Raw genomic sequence first — 17,688 nt, 5'->3', positions numbered from 1 at the left:
CTTCAAGTTGGCTTTAAGTTGTAGCATGCAACTAAGACCTTAACAAATCAAAAACTTGAGGAGCGAAAATGCTGTTTTTAATAGGATTACAAGCGGCGCTAATAGGGATTGGTGCGACTTTGATAATGGATTTATGGGCTTGGCTACAAAGGAGAGTGTTTGGTATTCCCTCACTAAACTATGCATTGGTCGCGCGCTGGGTTTTGTACATGCCCAAAGGAAAGCTTATGCATGCGCCAATTATGGCAACAGACCCGATGTCGGGAGAAAAAGCACTCGGTTGGTTTTTGCACTATGCCATTGGTGTTGTTTTCGCTTTGGCTCACATTGCTGCTTTTGGGCATCATTGGTTGGTAGAGCCTAGTCTAGTGCTCGGCTTAGTCACTGGTGTGGTAACGTTGGTCTTCCCATTTTTTGTCATTCAACCTTGTCTAGGATTTGGTTTTGCTGCCAGTAAAACCCCAACACCTTGGAAAGCCCGTTTTCTTAGCACATTGGCGCATTTAGTTTATGGTTTGGGTTTATTCATAGCCGGGTTTGCAATCAAAGTGGCGAGCCAGTATTTTGCATAGGGAATATGAGCATCATGCAAACGAGTTGTTTTTGTTTTTATTTATGATGCTCAACTCTTGGTCGTTTTTGGCGCTTTGCTCATAGTGAGCCGATATGTTTGAGGTCTATCGTATTTATTCAAGACGTAAAGTCGGCGAATATTTAACATTGCCTTAACGCCAGAATGGCAAGCGGTTTACCAAGAAAAATTAAAATTATCTGGTTTGACATCAAGAATATTAAGGGTTTCAGATGGCTTCAAAAGTGGCAGGGATATCAATACTGAGCTTATTGGCAGCGCCAGTTGCGATGGGAGAAACAGCCAGTGCTTATGATTTATGTTTGCTAGACAAAATCAAGCAAAGCAAAGGTGAGGAAACCATAAAGAGCATTCGCGCGCAGTGTGAGCTCGATGCAGTAACAAGTACAGTGCCCGCTGATCCAGAAATTGAAGAACCTGAGGAGCTTCAGGAAAGCTTGGTCGACAAGCGTTTGGAATCAGAACGAGAAAACGCCTTTGAACCATTTAGTTTGGTGGCGCATCGTGTTAACTACATCTTGCCGTTCACTTACAGTGATCGCGTAAATAAGCGTGCTTATGCGGACACTAAGTACGGAGATGAGTTGCGTAAGGAAGAAGCGGAGTTCCAAATTAGTTTTAAAGTGCCAATGAACTACGACGATTTGTTGTTTGATGGGGATGGTTTGTTCTTTGGTATGACGCTAAAGTCATTTTGGCAGGTGTACACAGGAGCAGCATCGCGTCCATTTCGTGAAACCAATTATCGTCCTGAGCTTTTTTATTATACCCCGACAGACTGGAAGCCACTTGATGGTTCGACTTGGTTAGGTTTTGGTATTGAACATGAGTCGAATGGGCAGAGACAAGAGTTATCGCGCAGTTGGAATCGTGTTTACGCCAACTTAACCTTTGCGAAAGACAATTTTGCGGTTTCTCTTCAACCGTGGTGGCGTATACCTGAGGATGAAAAAACATCTCCGAATGATCCTAAAGGTGATGATAACCCGGATATCGAAGATTACATGGGGCACTTTGAGCTATCGAGTGCGTACAAATGGAATGGTTATGAGTTTACCTTCTTAGGCCGCCAGAACTTCCAAACGCATAAAGGCTTTGCCGAATTAGGGGTGTCATTTCCGATCTGGGGCAAACTTCAGGGATACGCACAGTACTCGACGGGTTATGGTAAGAGCTTGATTGACTATGATCATAATCAGCAGCGTATTGGTGTTGGTATTGCGATCAACGGTGTTCTGTAGTTTTTCGGTAGCCCAATAGAAATAAACGCTGGCAATTGAGATTTCAGTATTTAGAATGCGTGGCTGAAATTGATTTCCAACCTAGAGTGATTTTATGCTTCGTGATTACACCTTCGATTGTCTTGTAACCATGCCTCGTCATGAACTGGAAGAGTTTAGTGCTCGCATGATCAGTAAAATGGTGCCTGAAGACGTGATGAATGAGCTATTTACTTTCGATCAAGAAGAAGTGGATAGCGAAGACCGTATGTTGTCTGCACGTCTTGATGCCATGTTACGCATGACAGCAATCGCACTGAGTGAAATTCAACAAGCGTTTGATGACTCAGACAATGCGAAGCAAAATAGCGAGCGAATGACGCGACTGGTTCTTTGGCATTTCTATGCGATTTCATTCCATTTGGAAGAGGCGATCACGTTAGAAACACACTGTGCACTAGTGGAAAAGCTACTCGAAAATACACCTTCGGATGTTTTTGATTGGGTAAAAACATTGACGGAACTTCTGCACACTTACGCTGAAATCAACGCGAAAGAAAACCCTCAAGACTAAGGTTTTTGTCGTTAATCCTTCAGTAAACAAGGCGAGCCATCCGGTTCGCCTTGTTTTATTTTTGCATCTGTAAAATCCGCAGTTTTGTACTTTTGACGTACACCACAAGCCTCGCTTTAGGTTCGCTTCTCACTAGCGAATAGGGCGATTCCTTCTTACACTAAAATCAAAGTGTTTGTTTTCGAACACTTTAATGCGTCATTAAGGTGTGTCTTCCAATCCACTTAAATACGGATAATTTATGTCGGAGAACGTTCTGGTTTTTAAATTTGAGCCTATTTTGAAGCGTATATGCCTTCTATCTCGGCTACATTTTCGTTGCGGGCGTAAATAATGGACCCGTTAACGCAAGGTTTACTTGGCGCTGCTTTGCCACAGTCTGCAAGTAACAAGCGGCACATTGTGGCTGCTGGCGTGTTAGGCGTGGTTTCAGGGATGGCACCGGATTTGGATGTACTTATCCGTTCATCAACTGACCCATTGCTGTTTTTGGAATATCACCGACACTTTACCCATTCATTGTTGTTTATCCCTTTTGGCAGCTTTCTCTGTGCTTTAGTGTTGTATCCGTTGTTTGCAAAAAGCCGAGGGCTAAACTTCCGACAGAGTTGGTTTTATTGTGCCCTTGGTTATAGCACCCATGCGCTGTTAGATGCTTGCACCAGCTATGGGACTCAGCTTTTTTGGCCGATAAGCAACACACGCTATGCTTGGAACACAATCTCGGTTATCGACCCCGCTTTCACATTTCCTATTTTGATCCTGCTTTTGTTTGCCGCACTGAAGCGAAATCGAAATTACGCGCGTGTCGCATTTCTATGGTCTCTGGCTTATCTGACTCTTGGGGTTATTCAACGAGATAGAGCAGAAGCGGCCGGGTGGAAAATCGTCCAAGAGCGACAGCACAGTGCTGTGCAGCTAAAAGCAAAACCAACCTTCGGCAATCTTTTGGTCTGGAAAGTGATTTATGAAACGGAAGATAACTACTATGTGGATGCAGTAAGAGTGGGGCGCTCAATAAAAATCTATCCTGGCGAATCCACACCAAAGCTCAATGTGAAAACACAATTTCCATGGCTCGACCCGCAATCGCAACAAGCGAGAGATATTGAACGTTTCCGCTGGTTTTCAAATGGTTTTGTAGTGCAAGACCCGGATGACGAAATGCGAATTGTTGATGTGCGTTACTCCATCGTGCCAAACCAAATTAATGCGCTGTGGGGCATCAATCTATCCCCAAAAGCCAGCGCGGATGAACACGTCGAATACACTGCTCATCGAGGTAGTACAACGGAAGACCGCCAAACTTTTCTCAATATGCTTACAGATTTTGAGTGATGGTTTTACTTTGGGTACCGATGCGGTGTCGTAATAACTATCACGCTGACTGAAAGTCCTTCACTAGGGTAGGCTTGCTGGCGAAGAAAATTTTGCCAAACAGAGACTTATACTTCCAGCCAAGAGACAACAGTCGTTTTGCTAAGCTTTTGTTTTCAATGATAGCGACTTCAACGCCTTGGTAATGGTATGGATTGCTTTTAATGTAGTCGATAAATGCAGTAAGCACGCCTTGCCCGCGAACGGAGGGCGCAAAGTTGACTGCAACAATGGAAAAGCGCTGACTGCCAACAGGGCAACGGACAAAGCAGTGCCCAAGCGGATGAGTGATGGTCTCGGAAAACTCAGGAAACGCGCGAGACTCTAGTTCTTGAGAGAGCACATCGTATTGCTGACATAAATGATAAAAAAGTTGTTTTGCTTCACTGTTCATCTCGGTGCCGCTTACTTGTAACTTGGTTTAAAGGCTTTGATTTCAAAAACATTGTAACCATAGGCAGCAAGACAAAATGCGGTGAACTTTTACAATGGTGATTTCCTATTTTTGAAAGCTAACTTGTTACAAATGAAGTTGATTGGATTTTATATGGTACGTGGGGATGAGTGTTTCTAGTTGAAGGGAGAGTACGCTGGTTACTGGATTCTTACCGGAGTTCCTGTATTAAAAGGAGACCACTTGGTTTAATGCCGCTCGTTTAACTGCGAGTAGCATCTTTTTGTATTTCGTCACCTTGTACAGCGACGAAGGTGCGTGATATAGGATCTTCTATCCTAGCTTTTTATGGTCAAAATTGTCTCTTTAACCACTCAGCGCGTTACTATTAGATTCCTAGTCTCGCCAAGGCTCGCTGGAATGACATAAAAACATCGTTAAGCTATTGGCATTAAATCACTTGGTCCGTTTTTGCTTATTCTTGAGGGCTTAACTAGGCGTTACTCGAAGTGCTTAAATTGCAATGCCACGAGACGCTGATACAAATCACAGCTTTGCATTAATGATTGGTGGTTACCAACATCGACTAACTCACCATTGTCCAGCACCGCTATTTTATCCGCATGTTGGATGGTCGAAAGGCGATGAGCAATGATAAGTGTTGTCCGTCCTTTCATCAGTGCTTCAAGTGCTTGCTGAACGTGATGTTCACTTTCACTATCAAGGGCGCTGGTGGCTTCATCCAGCAGTAAGATTTTTGGATCTTTTAGAATCGCGCGGGCAATCGCAATGCGCTGCTTTTGACCGCCTGATAGTCTAACGCCGCGCTCGCCTAAAAAGCTGTGATAGCCTTCGGGAAGCTTCTCAATAAACTCATGGGCATGAGCTTTTTTGGCGGCTTCGATGACTTGTTCATCCGTGGCTTCTGGATTGCCGTAGCGAATATTGTGGAACACATCATGGCTAAACAGCGCTGGCTGTTGTGGTACGAGTGCCATTTGGCGTCGAAGCTCTTTTGGGTCGAACTGTCGAATATCTTCACCACCAAAAAACACTTGCCCTTGCTGCGGGTCGTAAAAGCGTTGCAGCAGTTCGAATAGTGTTGTTTTACCTGCACCAGAAGGGCCAACCAACGCCAATACTTTGCCTTGTTCTGCGGTTAGATTTAATTCTTTGATAGCTGGTTGATTTGGGCGAGAAGGGTAGTTGAAACTCACCGAATTAAAGTTAACCTCAGCAGGCATGTCGGGACGGATAGGCAAATGGTTGCTTGGCGCTTTGATATCGCTGTCTACTTGAAGGATCTCAATCAGCCGTTCGGTAGCGCCTGCGGCTCTTTGCAGTTCACCCATCACTTCAGAAATGGTTGCAGTTGATGAGGCAACCATAATGGCATAAAACACAAACGCTGCTAGGTCTCCCGCAGACATCTTTCCGTGAATCACATCGCTGCCGCCAACCCAAAGCATGCCTGCAATCGCGCTGAACACAATCACAATAACGCCAGAGATTAGGATCGCGCGCTGTTTTACTCTCTGTCTGCCCACTTCATACGCTTTTTCCACCTCGACAGCGAAAGCCGCTCGTTCGTACGGTTCTGAGCTAAAACTTTGCACGGTTTTAATATGTTCTATCGCTTCACCTGCGTAGCTGCCGACATCGGCCATTGAGTCCTGACTTTGGCGAGAGAGCGCACGCACGCGTCGTCCATAAAACAAAATTGGAACCAGAACCAAAGGCACAGAAGCAAGTACGATCAACGTGAGCTTAACGTTGGTAGCGAATAACATAATGATGGCACCAAAGCACATCAAAGCGCTACGCATCGCCATCGAGAACGATGAACCAATAATGCTTTGCAGCAATGTGGTATCGGTAGTCAGGCGCGACATAATATCGCCGCTACTGTTGGTCTCAAAATAGCTCGGATGCAGCGTAATCACATGGTTAAACACCGCAAGGCGAATATCCGCACTGACGCGCTCACCTACGGAAGAGACAAGGTAGAAGCGAAAGAACGTCCCAATGGCAATACACAGTGTGACACCGACAATAAACTGAATCGCATTGGTAAGCTCTTGTAATGATTGTTGAGCAAAGCCTTGGTCGATAAGAATACGTACTCCATAGCCAACGGATAACGTCAAACTTGCCGTTGCGACAAGGGCAACCAAAGCCGCCGCAACCCGCCATTTATAAGGTGCAATAAAGGTGTTGAGTTTAAGAAGAATACTGAGATTTTTGTTATTTTTTCTGCTCATGAGTGACTCACAAAGCGTTTTAGGTAACTGGCATAGTAAGCCAGTTTTGTAGGGGAGACCAGCGAACTGCCGCTTTCGGAGTAGGAAGTTCACTGGGATGCACAATATCTTATGTATATCGAAACTTGCTTAAATGTCTAAGAGTCAAAAATGAACTTTGAGTGAGGAGGGAGTTAAGCACGGCTTTTGGCGAGTAGCAGGTCGACCTTTCCTTTTGCTGTTTTACTAACCGTTTGCATCAACTGAAAACTTGGCTTAACGATACCTGAGTTTTCTAATCCTTCGACCATTAAGAGCCAAAGCTTGGCCGTCATTTGCGCATCGGCTAGTGCGCGGTGAAAAACACCGTCGTTGTCGATATTTTTATAGCGAACAAGTTCTCCTAGTTTGTGCGATGGGGCATCTTGAATGAGCCGTCTTGCCACCAGTAAGGAGCAAGCAAACTCACCTGAATAACCACAGTTGATTCGCTCAAGTTCTGCATCTAAAAATCGTTTATCGAATGAAGCGTTATGAGCGATAAGGTTCTCGCCAGCAATGAACTCACTAAATGACGCCATTACCTCTTCGCAGCTTGGTGCTACTCGCAACATGTTATTGGTAATGCCGGTGTAGTTCTCAATGAAGGAGCTCACTCTGAAACCGGGATTCATGAGTTGCTGAAAACTATCAACAACCTCACCATCGACTAACTTTACCGCACCAATTTCTATTGCACGGTCACCCAAAGTAGGAGAGAGACCAGTGGTTTCAAAGTCGAGTACGACCACAGAGTTTGCTTGAGGCATGAAGTTTTCCAGCTGAGTAATATTGCGCAAGAGTATTATCGAAAGTGACAGAAAAAGAAAGGCGAACCAATTGGTATATCTTTGTCGATGTAGATTCCAAAAAATCGACGCTACGTAATCAATATGAGAGTTTTATAACACGTTATTGGCGATACTTAATGTATTCTTAGCCGAAGCGAAGAAGAGGATTTATCAATGTCAAAAAGCTCCAAGCTTCACAATGAAGACAAACTGGTTAAGAAGGCACTAGAGATTGGTGGTAAGATGGCGAAGCTACAAGGTTTTGACCTTCCACAGTCACCACAACCTCTGAGAGTAAAAGCGATTTACCTATTCTTGGTCGATGCCAAACAGATCACGCCACTACCGGAAAGCAAGCTAGACGGCGCAAGCATCAAACACCGACTGGCAGTCTGGATACACAGTGCATTGCCAGACAACGACCCTCTAAAGTAGAAAACCTTATAAGTCATATAGGTCATTAATTAACAAGGCGAGCCAAATGGTTCGCCTTGTTTGATCTTGGCGAGTGCACCGAGGTCTTTTTGCGTGGCGGTATCATTGATTTACAAAACAGAATCAAAAGGACTAAAGATAAATCCCGATAAGCGCTACAATGCAGGCGTTGCGAGAGTGCAACCAAGATTACTCATTTACAGAAGCCTTGAAGTAACCATACATGTCTAAAGATTTCGAATTCACTACAGAATACATACTCGACAAACCTTTCTTTGCTGAGTGTTATGATCAAACTAGCCAGCCAACGAAGTTCCCACAAGCGTACTTAAAAGGGATACTGTTTCTTATCTTTGGTGTGGTCTTATTAGAGTTTGAACTGCTACCTAACGGTTATGTCGGTTGGTTCTTTATCGTATTGAGTGTGATTGAAGCGTGTAGCGTTTACTTCAAAAGAACTTGGTGGCTGTGGCGTCAAACCATCAGCTCAAGTCGCGGCAGTAAAGTGGCTTTTGAAGTGAATGCAGATGGCGTGCGCTACAAAAGTGGTAAAGTTGACCGCAGCCTCGCTTGGAATGATATCGACCAACTGGAACAAACTGATTTGGGATTTATCCTTCACCTTGGTAAACAACGCCAATACATCAGCAAATCTTGCTTAAACGAAGAAGTGACCGCGTTTATGGTAGAACAGCACGCGGCATCAAAAGCGAGCTAACAAATTCACATCAAGCTGGAATGAGCGATCTAAAAAGTAGGTGATATATGATCGAACATCATAACAAGTGCTTGGTTGATTCTGAATCAACTGGGTTTGATGTACAAAGCTAAAAAGGTTTAGAGATTTCTCTTTCGGAGAAACTGCTTCGGTGTCATGCGCGCAATCTGCTTACATTCTCTAGTCATGTGTGCTTGATCAGAAAAACCTTGCTCCAGCGCCAACTCCGATAAAGTAAGATCGGGTTGCGCTCGGAGTAGTTCTAAAGTGTGCTTCACTCGTTTAATACGTTGGTAATGTTTAGGAGTAATCCCCAACCATTTCTGAAAATTGCGCTCTCTCTGGCGCTGACTGAGCGTCCCTGTAGGCTGGTCAATGATGTGGCGGACGTATTGTGGTTCATATTCCTCAATCAGTGCTTGAACCCAGCGATACAAAGTAGAAATCCTTGCAGACGGCGAACGCGCTGTTTGCAGAGACTCAAATGTTGCTAGTGCAGAAGAAGCCAAAGGGTGGTCATCTTGAATCCGCAATAGCTGTTCTAGGCGTTTACCAAATAGTTGATAACCAACTGCAGGATGAAAGCGTACGCCAGTCATCACCGCGCCTGGCGGTAGGCAGACTTGATGTGCCAGAATGCTCACAGGTAGTAGGACAACCCCTGGCGTTTGCCACTCACCATCCATTTGTACTTCATTCTGTAAAATGAATACCACACCTGTACCAGCATCACTGAGTAATTGTTTACGTACGGTTTGCGTCGTATCAGGTTTGACGGATGCTGACCAAATGGCTTGAACATAGCCAGCTAAAGCCTTTTGAGGTTTTAAAATATCAAATTCTAAGTTCAAATGAATCATCCTATTTAACCTCAACTTAAATGAGAAAGTGATATACATGTACTTTTCATCATATTAAGCTGAGGAATAAGCAGCGACTTATAAGTAAAAACTGTCAGATAGAATTATCTAGGTTTATAGTCTCCAACCTTTGGCTTAAATGCCTTAACTATTCGGTTCCAACTATTGATCGCGTTGATCGCAATTGTTAGGTTGACCATAGCTTCTTCTCCGAAGGTATTCAAGGTCAGCTGATAGGTATCATCATCTACTGGTAGGCCAGCAGTTAGTAATTCAGCCCAGCCTAGCGCAACGTGTTCTGCATCGCTGTAGAATGGCATATCTTTCCACGCACTAAGCCCCCATATGCGCTCTGGCTTTTCACCTAACTTAAGCGCATCTTTACTATGCATGTCGATACAAAATGCACATTGGTTGATTTGCGATATGCGTAACTTTACCAGTTCCCATATGATCATGTTCATGGTTTCTGATTGGCTAAATTGTTCATGGAAGTAAGCTTCCTGAGCGTATAGGATTTCTATTGCCTTTGGCGCTACTTCAATATAGTTGAGTCGTTTTTTCATGGTCATTCTCCTCTGTTTTTCACATAATAAAAAACGCTCTTAGCAAAAGATTGAAGATTTTCGACATGCACTCAATAAAGTTAGATAAAGGAGTGAACGAAGAAAGCGAAAAGTGCACCTATTGGAAACCAAGAAAACTTATGCCAATTAACAAAGTATTGCGCTAAATAATTCGACTTAAGGTTGGCGTCTATTTTTGCTCCGCCACCCTCCGTAAACGAGCAAAAGGCGCTGAGTTACCTATATACACACCAGCCGCAACGATAAAGACGCCTAAAACATTTTCCCATTGAGCCTGCTCACCAGAAATGAACGAAATCAGTAGAGTGAATACCGGCATAGTATTAAATAATGGAGACATTTTATCTGGACCAAGAACGATAGCACCTTTCATCCAAAAGTAATAAGCGATCAAAGTGCCAAACAGGCTCATGTACGCTATTAGTGATAGGTCTTTGAATGTTATGGTATTTAAGCTACGGCTAAAGTCGCCGTGGTAAATCGCTATAGCGACCATTTGAATGGCACCAATGCTTAACACCCAACGTAACTGCTGAGTTACTGGGATATGAGATGTTAAACGCTTCGCTAGAATTGTGTATAAACACCCACTAATTAAAGCAAATAACATGTATAGATCACCAATATTACTATTGCTGCCAATAGAATGAATATTTCCGCCTGTAATGACGATTACCACTCCACAAAAACTGATTAGTGCACCTAAAATAGTTTTAACCGAAATGGAAGTCTTGAGAATAAAGCCCGACAACAAGATGGTGACAAGTGGTAGATTTGCCTGAACAACAGCTGCGTTAACTGGGGTTGTAAAGCTCATTGCAGAGAAAATAGAGAAGTTTTGGATAGTTACACCCACGGTCGCTATAACAAACAACGACAACATGCTTTTTCGTGTGAGTTTGGATCCATATGGAGAGCGTTTGGTCCCCCTTATCAACAAGAGTATTAAAGCTGCAACGGAAAACCGTAACGTCGCTGAATCCAAAGGAGAGACATCGCTACTAATAGCCTTTATTACGTTAAAGTTACTAGACCAAAAAAAGATAGCGACAACAACACCGCACCAAATTGATAAATGCTTAGACATAGATCTTCCTGATAAAAATTAACTTGACGCGATAATGCTATATATTTCATATTTGATTTTTAATAGCCAAATTTAAGAGGGTTAATCCCAAATATGGAACGTCACTCTTTGGATGACCTTTTGTTATTCGTTTCTGTTGCTCGCTATCAAAGCCTAACACAAGCATCTGAGCGTCTTAATGTCCCGTTAGCCACGCTAAGCCGGAAGTTAAAAAGGCTGGAAACAAACTTAAATTGCAGACTATTTAACCGCAGTGCACACCACTTTGCGCTAACAACTGATGGCGAAAAATATTATCAACTCTGTGAGCCGTTACTTCTTAGCTTAAATAATGTGACATCGAGAATTGCAACTGAGCGTCAGTCTTTAAGCGGAACGATCAAAATATCAGCGCCAATTAACATGACACAGATGTGGTTAAAGCGGTGTGTTTATGAATTTGCAGAGCAACATCCGAAGATATGTATCGATTTAGATGTACAGAATGAAAAAATCAATCTTGTATCTAACCGTGTCGATGTTAGTTTTCGTCTTGGTGATCTTATTGAACAAGACTGGATTGCTCAGAAATTATGGTCGATTCCATTTGCGCTTTGTGCATCACGAAGCTATTTAGAACAACACCAACCGATTACCCATCCAGAACAACTTGTGCATCATCGCCTAATTACGGTAAACAACGACAGCCAATGGAAATTAGTTAATCAAATCACCAATGAAATATTTGATCATCCGCTAAAGTTTCAATTCACTTCAAATGATGTACTACTAGTTAGAGACGCTGTCATCCATGGTTTAGGAATTGCGTGGATTCCAACCTATTACTTTCATGAGCTAAATCATGATCAACATAACCTGCTGCCTTTGTTGCCAGAATGGCAATGCTCGGGTAAAGAAGTATTCATTATGTATCGAGACCGCGATAAAAGGCCTGCAAGAGTTGATGCATTTATTGAACATGTCTTAAATTGGAAAAATCGCATTCAAATGTTTGCTTGAAAGAGGTTTATCACATTGTGCTGTGCCGGTAACCTCAAGTGAAGCTTCATGACTCTGCTTCAATTGAGTTCATTTATTTAACCTCTAAAAGAATCATGAATACATAGGCAGTTAATGGGATTCGAGTTTACAAGTGATTCGGTCAGCTAAAACTCAAGCTAAGTAGAAAGTATTTGCAGTTGTATTTGCCTCTGAAAATCGTTTAGAGCTTTCTCATCCGCGAGGTTCTATAAGAAATTATTAAGGATATATTTGTGTGTGATTTCGTAAAAAAAATTATTGTAGGTTTACTTTTCAGTGCTTCGTCTTTTGCTTCCTTAAGTCAATATGTTCCAGCAATGAATGATAAGAACGGTTATGTAGAACCATTTCAAATGTTTGATAATGTCTATTATGTAGGAGACAAGTGGGTCTCATCATATGCCATTGCTACAGACGACGGACTCGTTATCATTGATACGCTTGATTTCCCTTACACTGAGTGGATACCTATCAACCTAGAGAAGCTAGGGCTAAAAGATAAGCCAATAACGCACATATTGGTAACGCATGGGCATTCTGACCACGTTGGAGGTGCCCAGTTACTTCACAAAGTCGTGATGACCAAAAGCGCTCATGAACTATCTATACAGCAATCAAACAAAAGCGAAGGTGAGAACAAGTTCCTTCCTCCAAATTTAGACATAGAGATAAAAAGCGATAGCTCTATGGTTATTGGTGGACATGAGTTTAAGTTCTATCTGACACCTGGCCACACGGAAGGTGATTATTCCTTAGACTTCGCTGTTGAAGATAATGGCAATATCGTGCTTTTATCGTTGGTGGGCATAGCGTAAGTAGCAATGATCCAGAAGTTATTGGCCAGTTCCTGACTAGCATGGAGAAAATTAGAAAAATTTCACTACAGGCACCTATTGTGAACGTTAACCTTTCGAACCATCCACATAAAAATTTCCTTTTTGAAAATAGGAAGAAACTAGGCACAAGCGGTAACCCGTTTATCAGTGAGGCAAACTTCTTCATGTTCCTTAAGCAACAAGAAGATTTAGCTAAGGGAAAACTAGAAGAACTATAATACCGTGGCATACGAGCAGCGTTCGTTATTAGGTTAGAGGTTTGCTCTTGAGTTATAGCTAAGGCTTTAATAAGTTGCTCAATCAAGATTCGACACTTGTGGTAGCTATATTGTTTGTAGGTTCTAGTGACAAAGGCGCTGTGCGTAAACATTCGTATTGTGTGCCTTACACTTTTGCAAGACGTTACGTGCTTTCTAGAAAAGCCTCAAAATAGCGTACAATTAGCGTTTTGACATAGCGGAAATCATCATGTCCAAAACTGTTCAGCAGCAAATCGGAAACATTGCTCTAGTCGTTGAAAATTACGACGATGCTATCGAATTTTATACTCAAAAACTTCAATTCACCCTGGTTGAAGATACCAACCTAGGAGGTGGTAAACGCTGGGTTCAAGTTTCTCCTCCAAACTCCAATGGTACAAACCTACTTTTAGCTCAAGCGAGTACACCGGAGCAAACGCATGCAGTAGGAAATCAAACAGGTGGTCGTGTTTTCCTGTTTCTGCAAACTAATGATTTTTGGCGTGACTACGAGTTGATGAAGAAAAATGGTGTTGTATTTAATGAAGAGCCTCGTGTGGAAGAATACGGGACAGTGGTGGTGTTCCAAGATCTCTATGGTAATAAATGGGACTTACTGCAACTGAACTGAGAAACTACACATTACCTGCATAACATAGTGTTCATGAGGAGTATCCAACCAGCCTTTAAGGTTCTGAGATATTTTTCTAATTCAAAGGTTCTCAGAAGTCACAATATCTCTAAATCACTTTTGCGCAAGCAAATAAGTAGTCATCATTCCTCCACGATAGATCAACACATTTCAGGACGGCACACCACAAACAAAAAAGGCGAACCAAACGGTTCGCCTTTGTCTATCTAGAGACTACAAAAGATCACAGATAACTAAGATGGAAACTTGACTGCTCTCTAAATCAACCATCAGGAATACTCATTAAAAAATATTGTAGACGCAAAACACTCGTCATCTTTGAAGGGGCTGACGCATTGGCTCCTTTGGAGTGTAATGAGACGTTCTGGCTGAGGTCGATTGTCGTCGCTGCAAATAACTCTCTGGTGGTTATGATTTCTTTTGAAGCTAAAGAATCATATAAGAACTTGCTCTATCACAGGAGTTCACCTTTTTATATGTCAGTAATACCTCTACGACATGAGTTATCGGCAAGAATATGATAAAGAGCACACTGTTTGTGGTGTCATTGTTACTAGTTGCATTTTAATTTGGTAGAGTATTGGGTACCTAATGATACCTATTGCAAGCAAAGCGACATGATGTCGCATCGGTTCAAATGTAAATGTCGCAATATAATTTAGCTCAGATCTTAGCTGGTTCTCCAGTGCCCCCAATGCAACGAATTAAAATTTTTTCTCCAGATGAATGGGAAGAATTCGTTGAAGAGTGGTTAACGGTTAAGAAGAAAGAATTTCTTGATACGGATAGATTAGGTGGTGCTGGTGATAAAGGGCGTGATGTCGTTGGTTATGTTACATGTCCAAAACAGTATCCTGATTCTTATGTTTGGGATAATTTTCAGTGTAAGCACTATGATCATCCGTTGATGCCTAGTGATGTCTGGGCGGAGTTCGGTAAACTCTGTTATTACACTTACATCGGTGATTTTCCTATTCCAAGGTACTATTTCTTTGTAGCTCCTCAAGGCTTGGGAACTTCATTGTCAGATTTACTTCGTAAACCTAACGTTCTAAAAAAAGAACTTAAGGTGAATTGGGACAAGTACTGTAAACATAAAATAACTAAAACAGTAAGTGGAGGGATTTCACTCGAAGGGGAGCTACTAAAATACATTGATGAGTTTGACTTTTCTATTTTCTACAAAATGAAGCCACTTACTCTTGTAGAAGAGCATGCTAAGTCTCGCTATCACGCGACAAGGTTTGGTGGCGGTTTACCTAATCGTCCTAGTGTTGGTGATGTCCCCCAAGATATTGCGTTGAGTGAGTTGGTATATATTTCCAAGTTGCTAGACGCTTATAGTGAAGCTGATGATGCTGAGTACATAAAGGTTAGTGACTTGCCTAAAGGGAAAGCAACAAATAAGCACTTTAAACGCGCTCGTAAAAATTTTCATAAAGCTGAACAGCTTAAGCAGTTTTCTAGAGATACTCTCCCACCAGGTATATTTGAAAAGCTCCAAGGAGAAATTTCATCTGGAGTCGTCGATATAGTGGACGAAGAGCATGAGAACGGTTTCGTGAGAGTGAAAACTGTAGAAAAGGAAGCTCGTCGATTGGCTATAACATCAAACCCACTGACACTATGCAGTGATGGTGAGGATAGAGCTGGTATATGTCATCACCTAGCCAATGATAGTAGCGGAGACAATGAGTTTGTTTGGGTAGCTGCTGATGACGACTAAAACTAATCTTGCGTTTAATAATCATGTTGAATATGGCTTACGTGCGCTGGCAATATTGAAGCACCTATATCCCACATACGGTGATCTCGATAAGCTAGCTTGCCTAGACTACATTGTTGTCCACTCTGGAGACTTTTCCAACTCATTAGATAGCTTGCATGCACCTATACCTCATAGAAGTAGTGAGCTTTATATTAGGCGCTCATTAATGAGAGATGGCTTAAAGCTACTGTGCCAATATGGCTTGGCGTCAGTTATAAACGATGAATCTGGCTTGCATTATGTACTTACGGAAGAAGGTGAACCATTCTTGGATATGCTCGGCTCAGAGTATGTAGAACATGTTCAGAAGAGAGCCAAGTGGGCAGTTAGGGAGTTTGGGGTGCTTGATAGCGAGAGTTTGAGAAGAAGTATCCAGCAGTCGTTTAATGGTACGGATGCGGAGATCGCATTCAGAACACACATTTTGAGAGGTTAGTTTTGGCGCATTTGTATATTAGTGAGCTTCGATTGAGCAGTGCAGATGCAGATAATGCAGATGCCTCAATTAAGTTTGATAAGGGCGTTAATATAATTACAGGGCCTTCTAACACAGGTAAAACTTTCATTTTCGAGTGTTTGGAGTACATGTTGGGCAGAGGTGCACTGGAAAGGCGAATTACGGAGTCTAAAGTATACTCAGAGATTTACCTTGAACTTTGTGATGCTGACGGTGATACATTTACGTTAAAGTCAGGATTTAGCGGAGAAAACTTTGAGGTTTTCGAGTCATCTATAGATGAAATCGATCGTGCCAGCTCCTCTAGAGAGTTGAAGAGGAAGCACACTGCAAAAGCCAAAAATACTCTATCGTACTACTTGCTGGAACGCTGCGGTCTGACTGGTATATGGATTCGAAGCAATAAACAGGGCAAGAAAAACGAACTTAACCTGACCTCAATGAGGCAACTGCATTTAATCGACGAGTTAAGAATACCTACAAAATTATCTCCTTTTCTGTCGGGACAATACACTGATGAGACTAAGGAAATTAACGTAATAAAGTGGCTTGTTAGTGGTGAGGACGACTCACACATTACTGAAAAACTTCCAGTGAAAGTTATCAATAATAAAACGGGAAAGCTCGAGTTGTTGGAAGAGTTGATCTCGTCACTAATGGAACGCATTCCCACTGGTGCGACCAGAGCTGAGCTTGAGGATCAGGAAAGTAAGCTCGAATTGGCAATAGAGGAAGTTGAGTCTAAACATCTCGCAATCATATCTCAATGTGAGGTGCTTGAAAGTGAGCGTGATTCGTTGAACAGTCAATTATTAGATCATGCTGAACAGAGAAAAGAGCTACAGAAATTGTCTCAAAACTCGGCAATAGTAGAAAAGCAATACTTTTCAGATCTAATGAGGTTACAGTCAACCATAGAGATGGGATCCGCTGTTCAAGGAATAGAAACTAGGAGCTGTCCAGTATGTGATAGTGTTTTGAATGACCTTAATCATACTGTTGTTGAGGTGTGTAATAGTTCAAAAATAGAGATAGAAAAAACCATCCGTCTAATCAATGAATTAAAGAGTGCGAAGTCTCAGTTCGACGATGAAGTTGGCGAGCTTGATTTGCTCGATGCCAGTCTTGTAGAAGAGCTGGAAACTAAAAAAACTGAGTTAGATGGTTACGTTTCTAATGCACTAAAAGAACTATCTGTAAAAATGAGGGAGCTCGAAGATAAACATAAAGAAGTGCAACACAACATTTATCTCATAGAGCACATTGAGGGCCTGCAACTACAGAAAGATGACATAGAACAGGTTATAGAAGACTCTTCGATTTCAAGGCAGTTTGAGGTTCCAACTGTAGCTATGATGGAAAGTTTAGCTAATCGGATAGGAGAATACCTTGATTTATGGGGTTATCCAAATGTTGAATCAAGTTGCGTTTTGTATAGTGAGGATGACAAGGACTTTGTAATTGCTGGGGAAAGTCGGAACTTAGCAGGTAAAGGTTATCGTTCAATAACGTATGCTGCTTGTGCTATTTCATTGTTGGAGCTATACAAAGGCCTAGGCTTTATGATCATTGATTCGCCATTAGTTACGTACAAAAAGCCAGATGTTCCTGAAGGCGAAGAAATTTCGGAAGATATGGCATCGAGTTTCTATGACTCGTTGAAGGGCCTTGATAAATCGCAACAATTAATAATTATCGAGAATGAGGATGTTCCCGAGGATGTTAGTAAAGTGGTGAACCATATACATTTCACTAAAAGCAAGAGAAAAGGGAGATACGGTTTTATACCTCATTGAATCTTA

At 42.2% G+C, this 17,688-nt stretch carries 17 protein-coding genes and 1 pseudogene; 12 read left to right on the top strand and 6 right to left on the bottom strand.

Going from position 1 to position 17,688, the window contains the following annotated elements; genetic code table 11:
• The first annotated feature begins 68 nt into the window (after window positions 1-68).
• The 4 genes from NB463_RS10770 (at window position 69) to NB463_RS10755 (ending at window position 3,724) form a co-directional block, all read left to right on the top strand.
• Window positions 69-572: a DUF2938 domain-containing protein gene (locus NB463_RS10770; RefSeq protein WP_258431178.1), complete on the top strand. Its 504-nt coding sequence runs from the start codon at window positions 69-71 to the stop codon at window positions 570-572.
• 232 nt (window positions 573-804) lie between these two features.
• Window positions 805-1,833 carry a phospholipase A gene (locus NB463_RS10765; protein ID WP_006742284.1) on the top strand — a complete coding sequence of 343 codons (1,029 nt, stop codon included), beginning with the start codon at window positions 805-807 and terminating at the stop codon, window positions 1,831-1,833.
• A 94-nt stretch (window positions 1,834-1,927) separates the two neighbouring features.
• Window positions 1,928-2,386 carry a hypothetical protein gene (locus tag NB463_RS10760; protein WP_005395188.1) on the top strand — a complete coding sequence of 153 codons (459 nt, stop codon included), beginning with the start codon at window positions 1,928-1,930 and terminating at the stop codon, window positions 2,384-2,386.
• Between the two features lie 333 nt (window positions 2,387-2,719).
• Window positions 2,720-3,724: a metal-dependent hydrolase gene (locus NB463_RS10755; RefSeq protein WP_258431177.1), complete on the top strand. Its 1,005-nt coding sequence runs from the start codon at window positions 2,720-2,722 to the stop codon at window positions 3,722-3,724.
• 40 nt (window positions 3,725-3,764) lie between these two features.
• On the opposite strand, the gene NB463_RS10750 is transcribed toward NB463_RS10755, so the two are convergent.
• The 3 genes from NB463_RS10750 to NB463_RS10740 all read right to left on the bottom strand — a co-directional run bounded on the left by NB463_RS10750 (window position 3,765) and on the right by NB463_RS10740 (window position 7,206).
• Entirely contained in the window at window positions 3,765-4,157 is a 393-nt protein-coding gene (locus NB463_RS10750) for a hypothetical protein (RefSeq protein ID WP_053808466.1), read from the bottom strand.
• A 500-nt stretch (window positions 4,158-4,657) separates the two neighbouring features.
• On the bottom strand, window positions 4,658-6,418 hold the full coding sequence (locus NB463_RS10745) for an ABC transporter ATP-binding protein/permease (protein ID WP_258431176.1): 1,761 nt from the start codon (window positions 6,416-6,418) through the stop codon (window positions 4,658-4,660).
• 173 nt (window positions 6,419-6,591) lie between these two features.
• Complete coding sequence (locus NB463_RS10740) at window positions 6,592-7,206, bottom strand: 3'-5' exonuclease (RefSeq protein ID WP_186290300.1); 615 nt, start codon at window positions 7,204-7,206, stop codon at window positions 6,592-6,594.
• A 195-nt stretch (window positions 7,207-7,401) separates the two neighbouring features.
• Between NB463_RS10740 and NB463_RS10735 the strand changes: the two genes are divergently transcribed.
• Together NB463_RS10735 and NB463_RS10730 are read left to right on the top strand one after the other, a co-directional pair.
• Window positions 7,402-7,662 (top strand): DUF5062 family protein, encoded by a 261-nt coding sequence (locus NB463_RS10735; RefSeq protein ID WP_005376453.1) that lies wholly within the window; start codon window positions 7,402-7,404, stop codon window positions 7,660-7,662.
• 223 nt (window positions 7,663-7,885) lie between these two features.
• On the top strand, window positions 7,886-8,380 hold the full coding sequence (locus NB463_RS10730; protein WP_167427461.1) for a YcxB family protein: 495 nt from the start codon (window positions 7,886-7,888) through the stop codon (window positions 8,378-8,380).
• 119 nt (window positions 8,381-8,499) lie between these two features.
• On the opposite strand, the gene NB463_RS10725 is transcribed toward NB463_RS10730, so the two are convergent.
• The 3 genes from NB463_RS10725 to NB463_RS10715 all read right to left on the bottom strand — a co-directional run bounded on the left by NB463_RS10725 (window position 8,500) and on the right by NB463_RS10715 (window position 10,914).
• Window positions 8,500-9,240 carry a helix-turn-helix domain-containing protein gene (locus NB463_RS10725; RefSeq protein ID WP_203586289.1) on the bottom strand — a complete coding sequence of 247 codons (741 nt, stop codon included), beginning with the start codon at window positions 9,238-9,240 and terminating at the stop codon, window positions 8,500-8,502.
• 104 nt (window positions 9,241-9,344) lie between these two features.
• A complete protein-coding gene (locus tag NB463_RS10720; RefSeq protein WP_046876053.1) occupies window positions 9,345-9,806 on the bottom strand; it encodes a carboxymuconolactone decarboxylase family protein in 462 nt (153 codons plus the stop codon).
• A gap of 190 nt (window positions 9,807-9,996) precedes the next feature.
• Window positions 9,997-10,914, bottom strand: a complete 918-nt coding sequence (locus NB463_RS10715) for a DMT family transporter (RefSeq protein ID WP_258431174.1) — start codon at window positions 10,912-10,914, stop codon at window positions 9,997-9,999.
• 93 nt (window positions 10,915-11,007) lie between these two features.
• Between NB463_RS10715 and NB463_RS10710 the strand changes: the two genes are divergently transcribed.
• From NB463_RS10710 to NB463_RS10685, 6 genes and pseudogenes are all read left to right on the top strand, one after another.
• Window positions 11,008-11,913 (top strand): LysR family transcriptional regulator, encoded by a 906-nt coding sequence (locus NB463_RS10710; protein WP_258431173.1) that lies wholly within the window; start codon window positions 11,008-11,010, stop codon window positions 11,911-11,913.
• A 254-nt stretch (window positions 11,914-12,167) separates the two neighbouring features.
• Window positions 12,168-12,988 (top strand): annotated as a pseudogene (locus NB463_RS10705) (MBL fold metallo-hydrolase).
• 250 nt (window positions 12,989-13,238) lie between these two features.
• Entirely contained in the window at window positions 13,239-13,640 is a 402-nt protein-coding gene (locus NB463_RS10700; RefSeq protein ID WP_006742276.1) for a VOC family protein, read from the top strand.
• A 715-nt stretch (window positions 13,641-14,355) separates the two neighbouring features.
• Entirely contained in the window at window positions 14,356-15,387 is a 1,032-nt protein-coding gene (locus NB463_RS10695) for an ABC-three component system protein (protein ID WP_258431172.1), read from the top strand.
• Complete coding sequence (locus tag NB463_RS10690) at window positions 15,377-15,865, top strand: ABC-three component system middle component 2 (protein ID WP_258431171.1); 489 nt, start codon at window positions 15,377-15,379, stop codon at window positions 15,863-15,865. Before NB463_RS10695 ends, NB463_RS10690 begins: the two co-directional genes overlap by 11 nt.
• Before the next feature lie 32 nt (window positions 15,866-15,897).
• The gene (locus NB463_RS10685; RefSeq protein ID WP_258431170.1) at window positions 15,898-17,682 is read left to right on the top strand and encodes a hypothetical protein; all 1,785 of its coding nucleotides are present in this window, start codon (window positions 15,898-15,900) and stop codon (window positions 17,680-17,682) included.
• Window positions 17,683-17,688: the final 6 nt, after the last annotated feature.

It is taken from the genome of Vibrio sp. RM-41-2B (assembly GCF_024744415.1).
Classification (GTDB): Bacteria; Pseudomonadota; Gammaproteobacteria; order Enterobacterales; family Vibrionaceae; genus Vibrio; species Vibrio diabolicus.
The sequence above is the reverse complement of the archived record's forward strand: the minus strand, read 5'-3'. Positions and strand labels throughout refer to the sequence as shown.

Coding starts and splice junctions, on each gene's coding strand:
- NB463_RS10770 (WP_258431178.1), top strand. CDS start 69: ATGCTGTTTTTAATAGGATTACAAGCGGCGCTAATAGGGATTGGTGCG.
- NB463_RS10765 (WP_006742284.1), top strand. CDS start 805: ATGGCTTCAAAAGTGGCAGGGATATCAATACTGAGCTTATTGGCAGCG.
- NB463_RS10760 (WP_005395188.1), top strand. CDS start 1,928: ATGCTTCGTGATTACACCTTCGATTGTCTTGTAACCATGCCTCGTCAT.
- NB463_RS10755 (WP_258431177.1), top strand. CDS start 2,720: ATGGACCCGTTAACGCAAGGTTTACTTGGCGCTGCTTTGCCACAGTCT.
- NB463_RS10750 (WP_053808466.1), bottom strand. CDS start 4,157: ATGAACAGTGAAGCAAAACAACTTTTTTATCATTTATGTCAGCAATAC.
- NB463_RS10745 (WP_258431176.1), bottom strand. CDS start 6,418: ATGAGCAGAAAAAATAACAAAAATCTCAGTATTCTTCTTAAACTCAAC.
- NB463_RS10740 (WP_186290300.1), bottom strand. CDS start 7,206: ATGCCTCAAGCAAACTCTGTGGTCGTACTCGACTTTGAAACCACTGGT.
- NB463_RS10735 (WP_005376453.1), top strand. CDS start 7,402: ATGTCAAAAAGCTCCAAGCTTCACAATGAAGACAAACTGGTTAAGAAG.
- NB463_RS10730 (WP_167427461.1), top strand. CDS start 7,886: ATGTCTAAAGATTTCGAATTCACTACAGAATACATACTCGACAAACCT.
- NB463_RS10725 (WP_203586289.1), bottom strand. CDS start 9,240: ATGATTCATTTGAACTTAGAATTTGATATTTTAAAACCTCAAAAGGCT.
- NB463_RS10720 (WP_046876053.1), bottom strand. CDS start 9,806: ATGAAAAAACGACTCAACTATATTGAAGTAGCGCCAAAGGCAATAGAA.
- NB463_RS10715 (WP_258431174.1), bottom strand. CDS start 10,914: ATGTCTAAGCATTTATCAATTTGGTGCGGTGTTGTTGTCGCTATCTTT.
- NB463_RS10710 (WP_258431173.1), top strand. CDS start 11,008: ATGGAACGTCACTCTTTGGATGACCTTTTGTTATTCGTTTCTGTTGCT.
- NB463_RS10700 (WP_006742276.1), top strand. CDS start 13,239: ATGTCCAAAACTGTTCAGCAGCAAATCGGAAACATTGCTCTAGTCGTT.
- NB463_RS10695 (WP_258431172.1), top strand. CDS start 14,356: ATGCAACGAATTAAAATTTTTTCTCCAGATGAATGGGAAGAATTCGTT.
- NB463_RS10690 (WP_258431171.1), top strand. CDS start 15,377: ATGACGACTAAAACTAATCTTGCGTTTAATAATCATGTTGAATATGGC.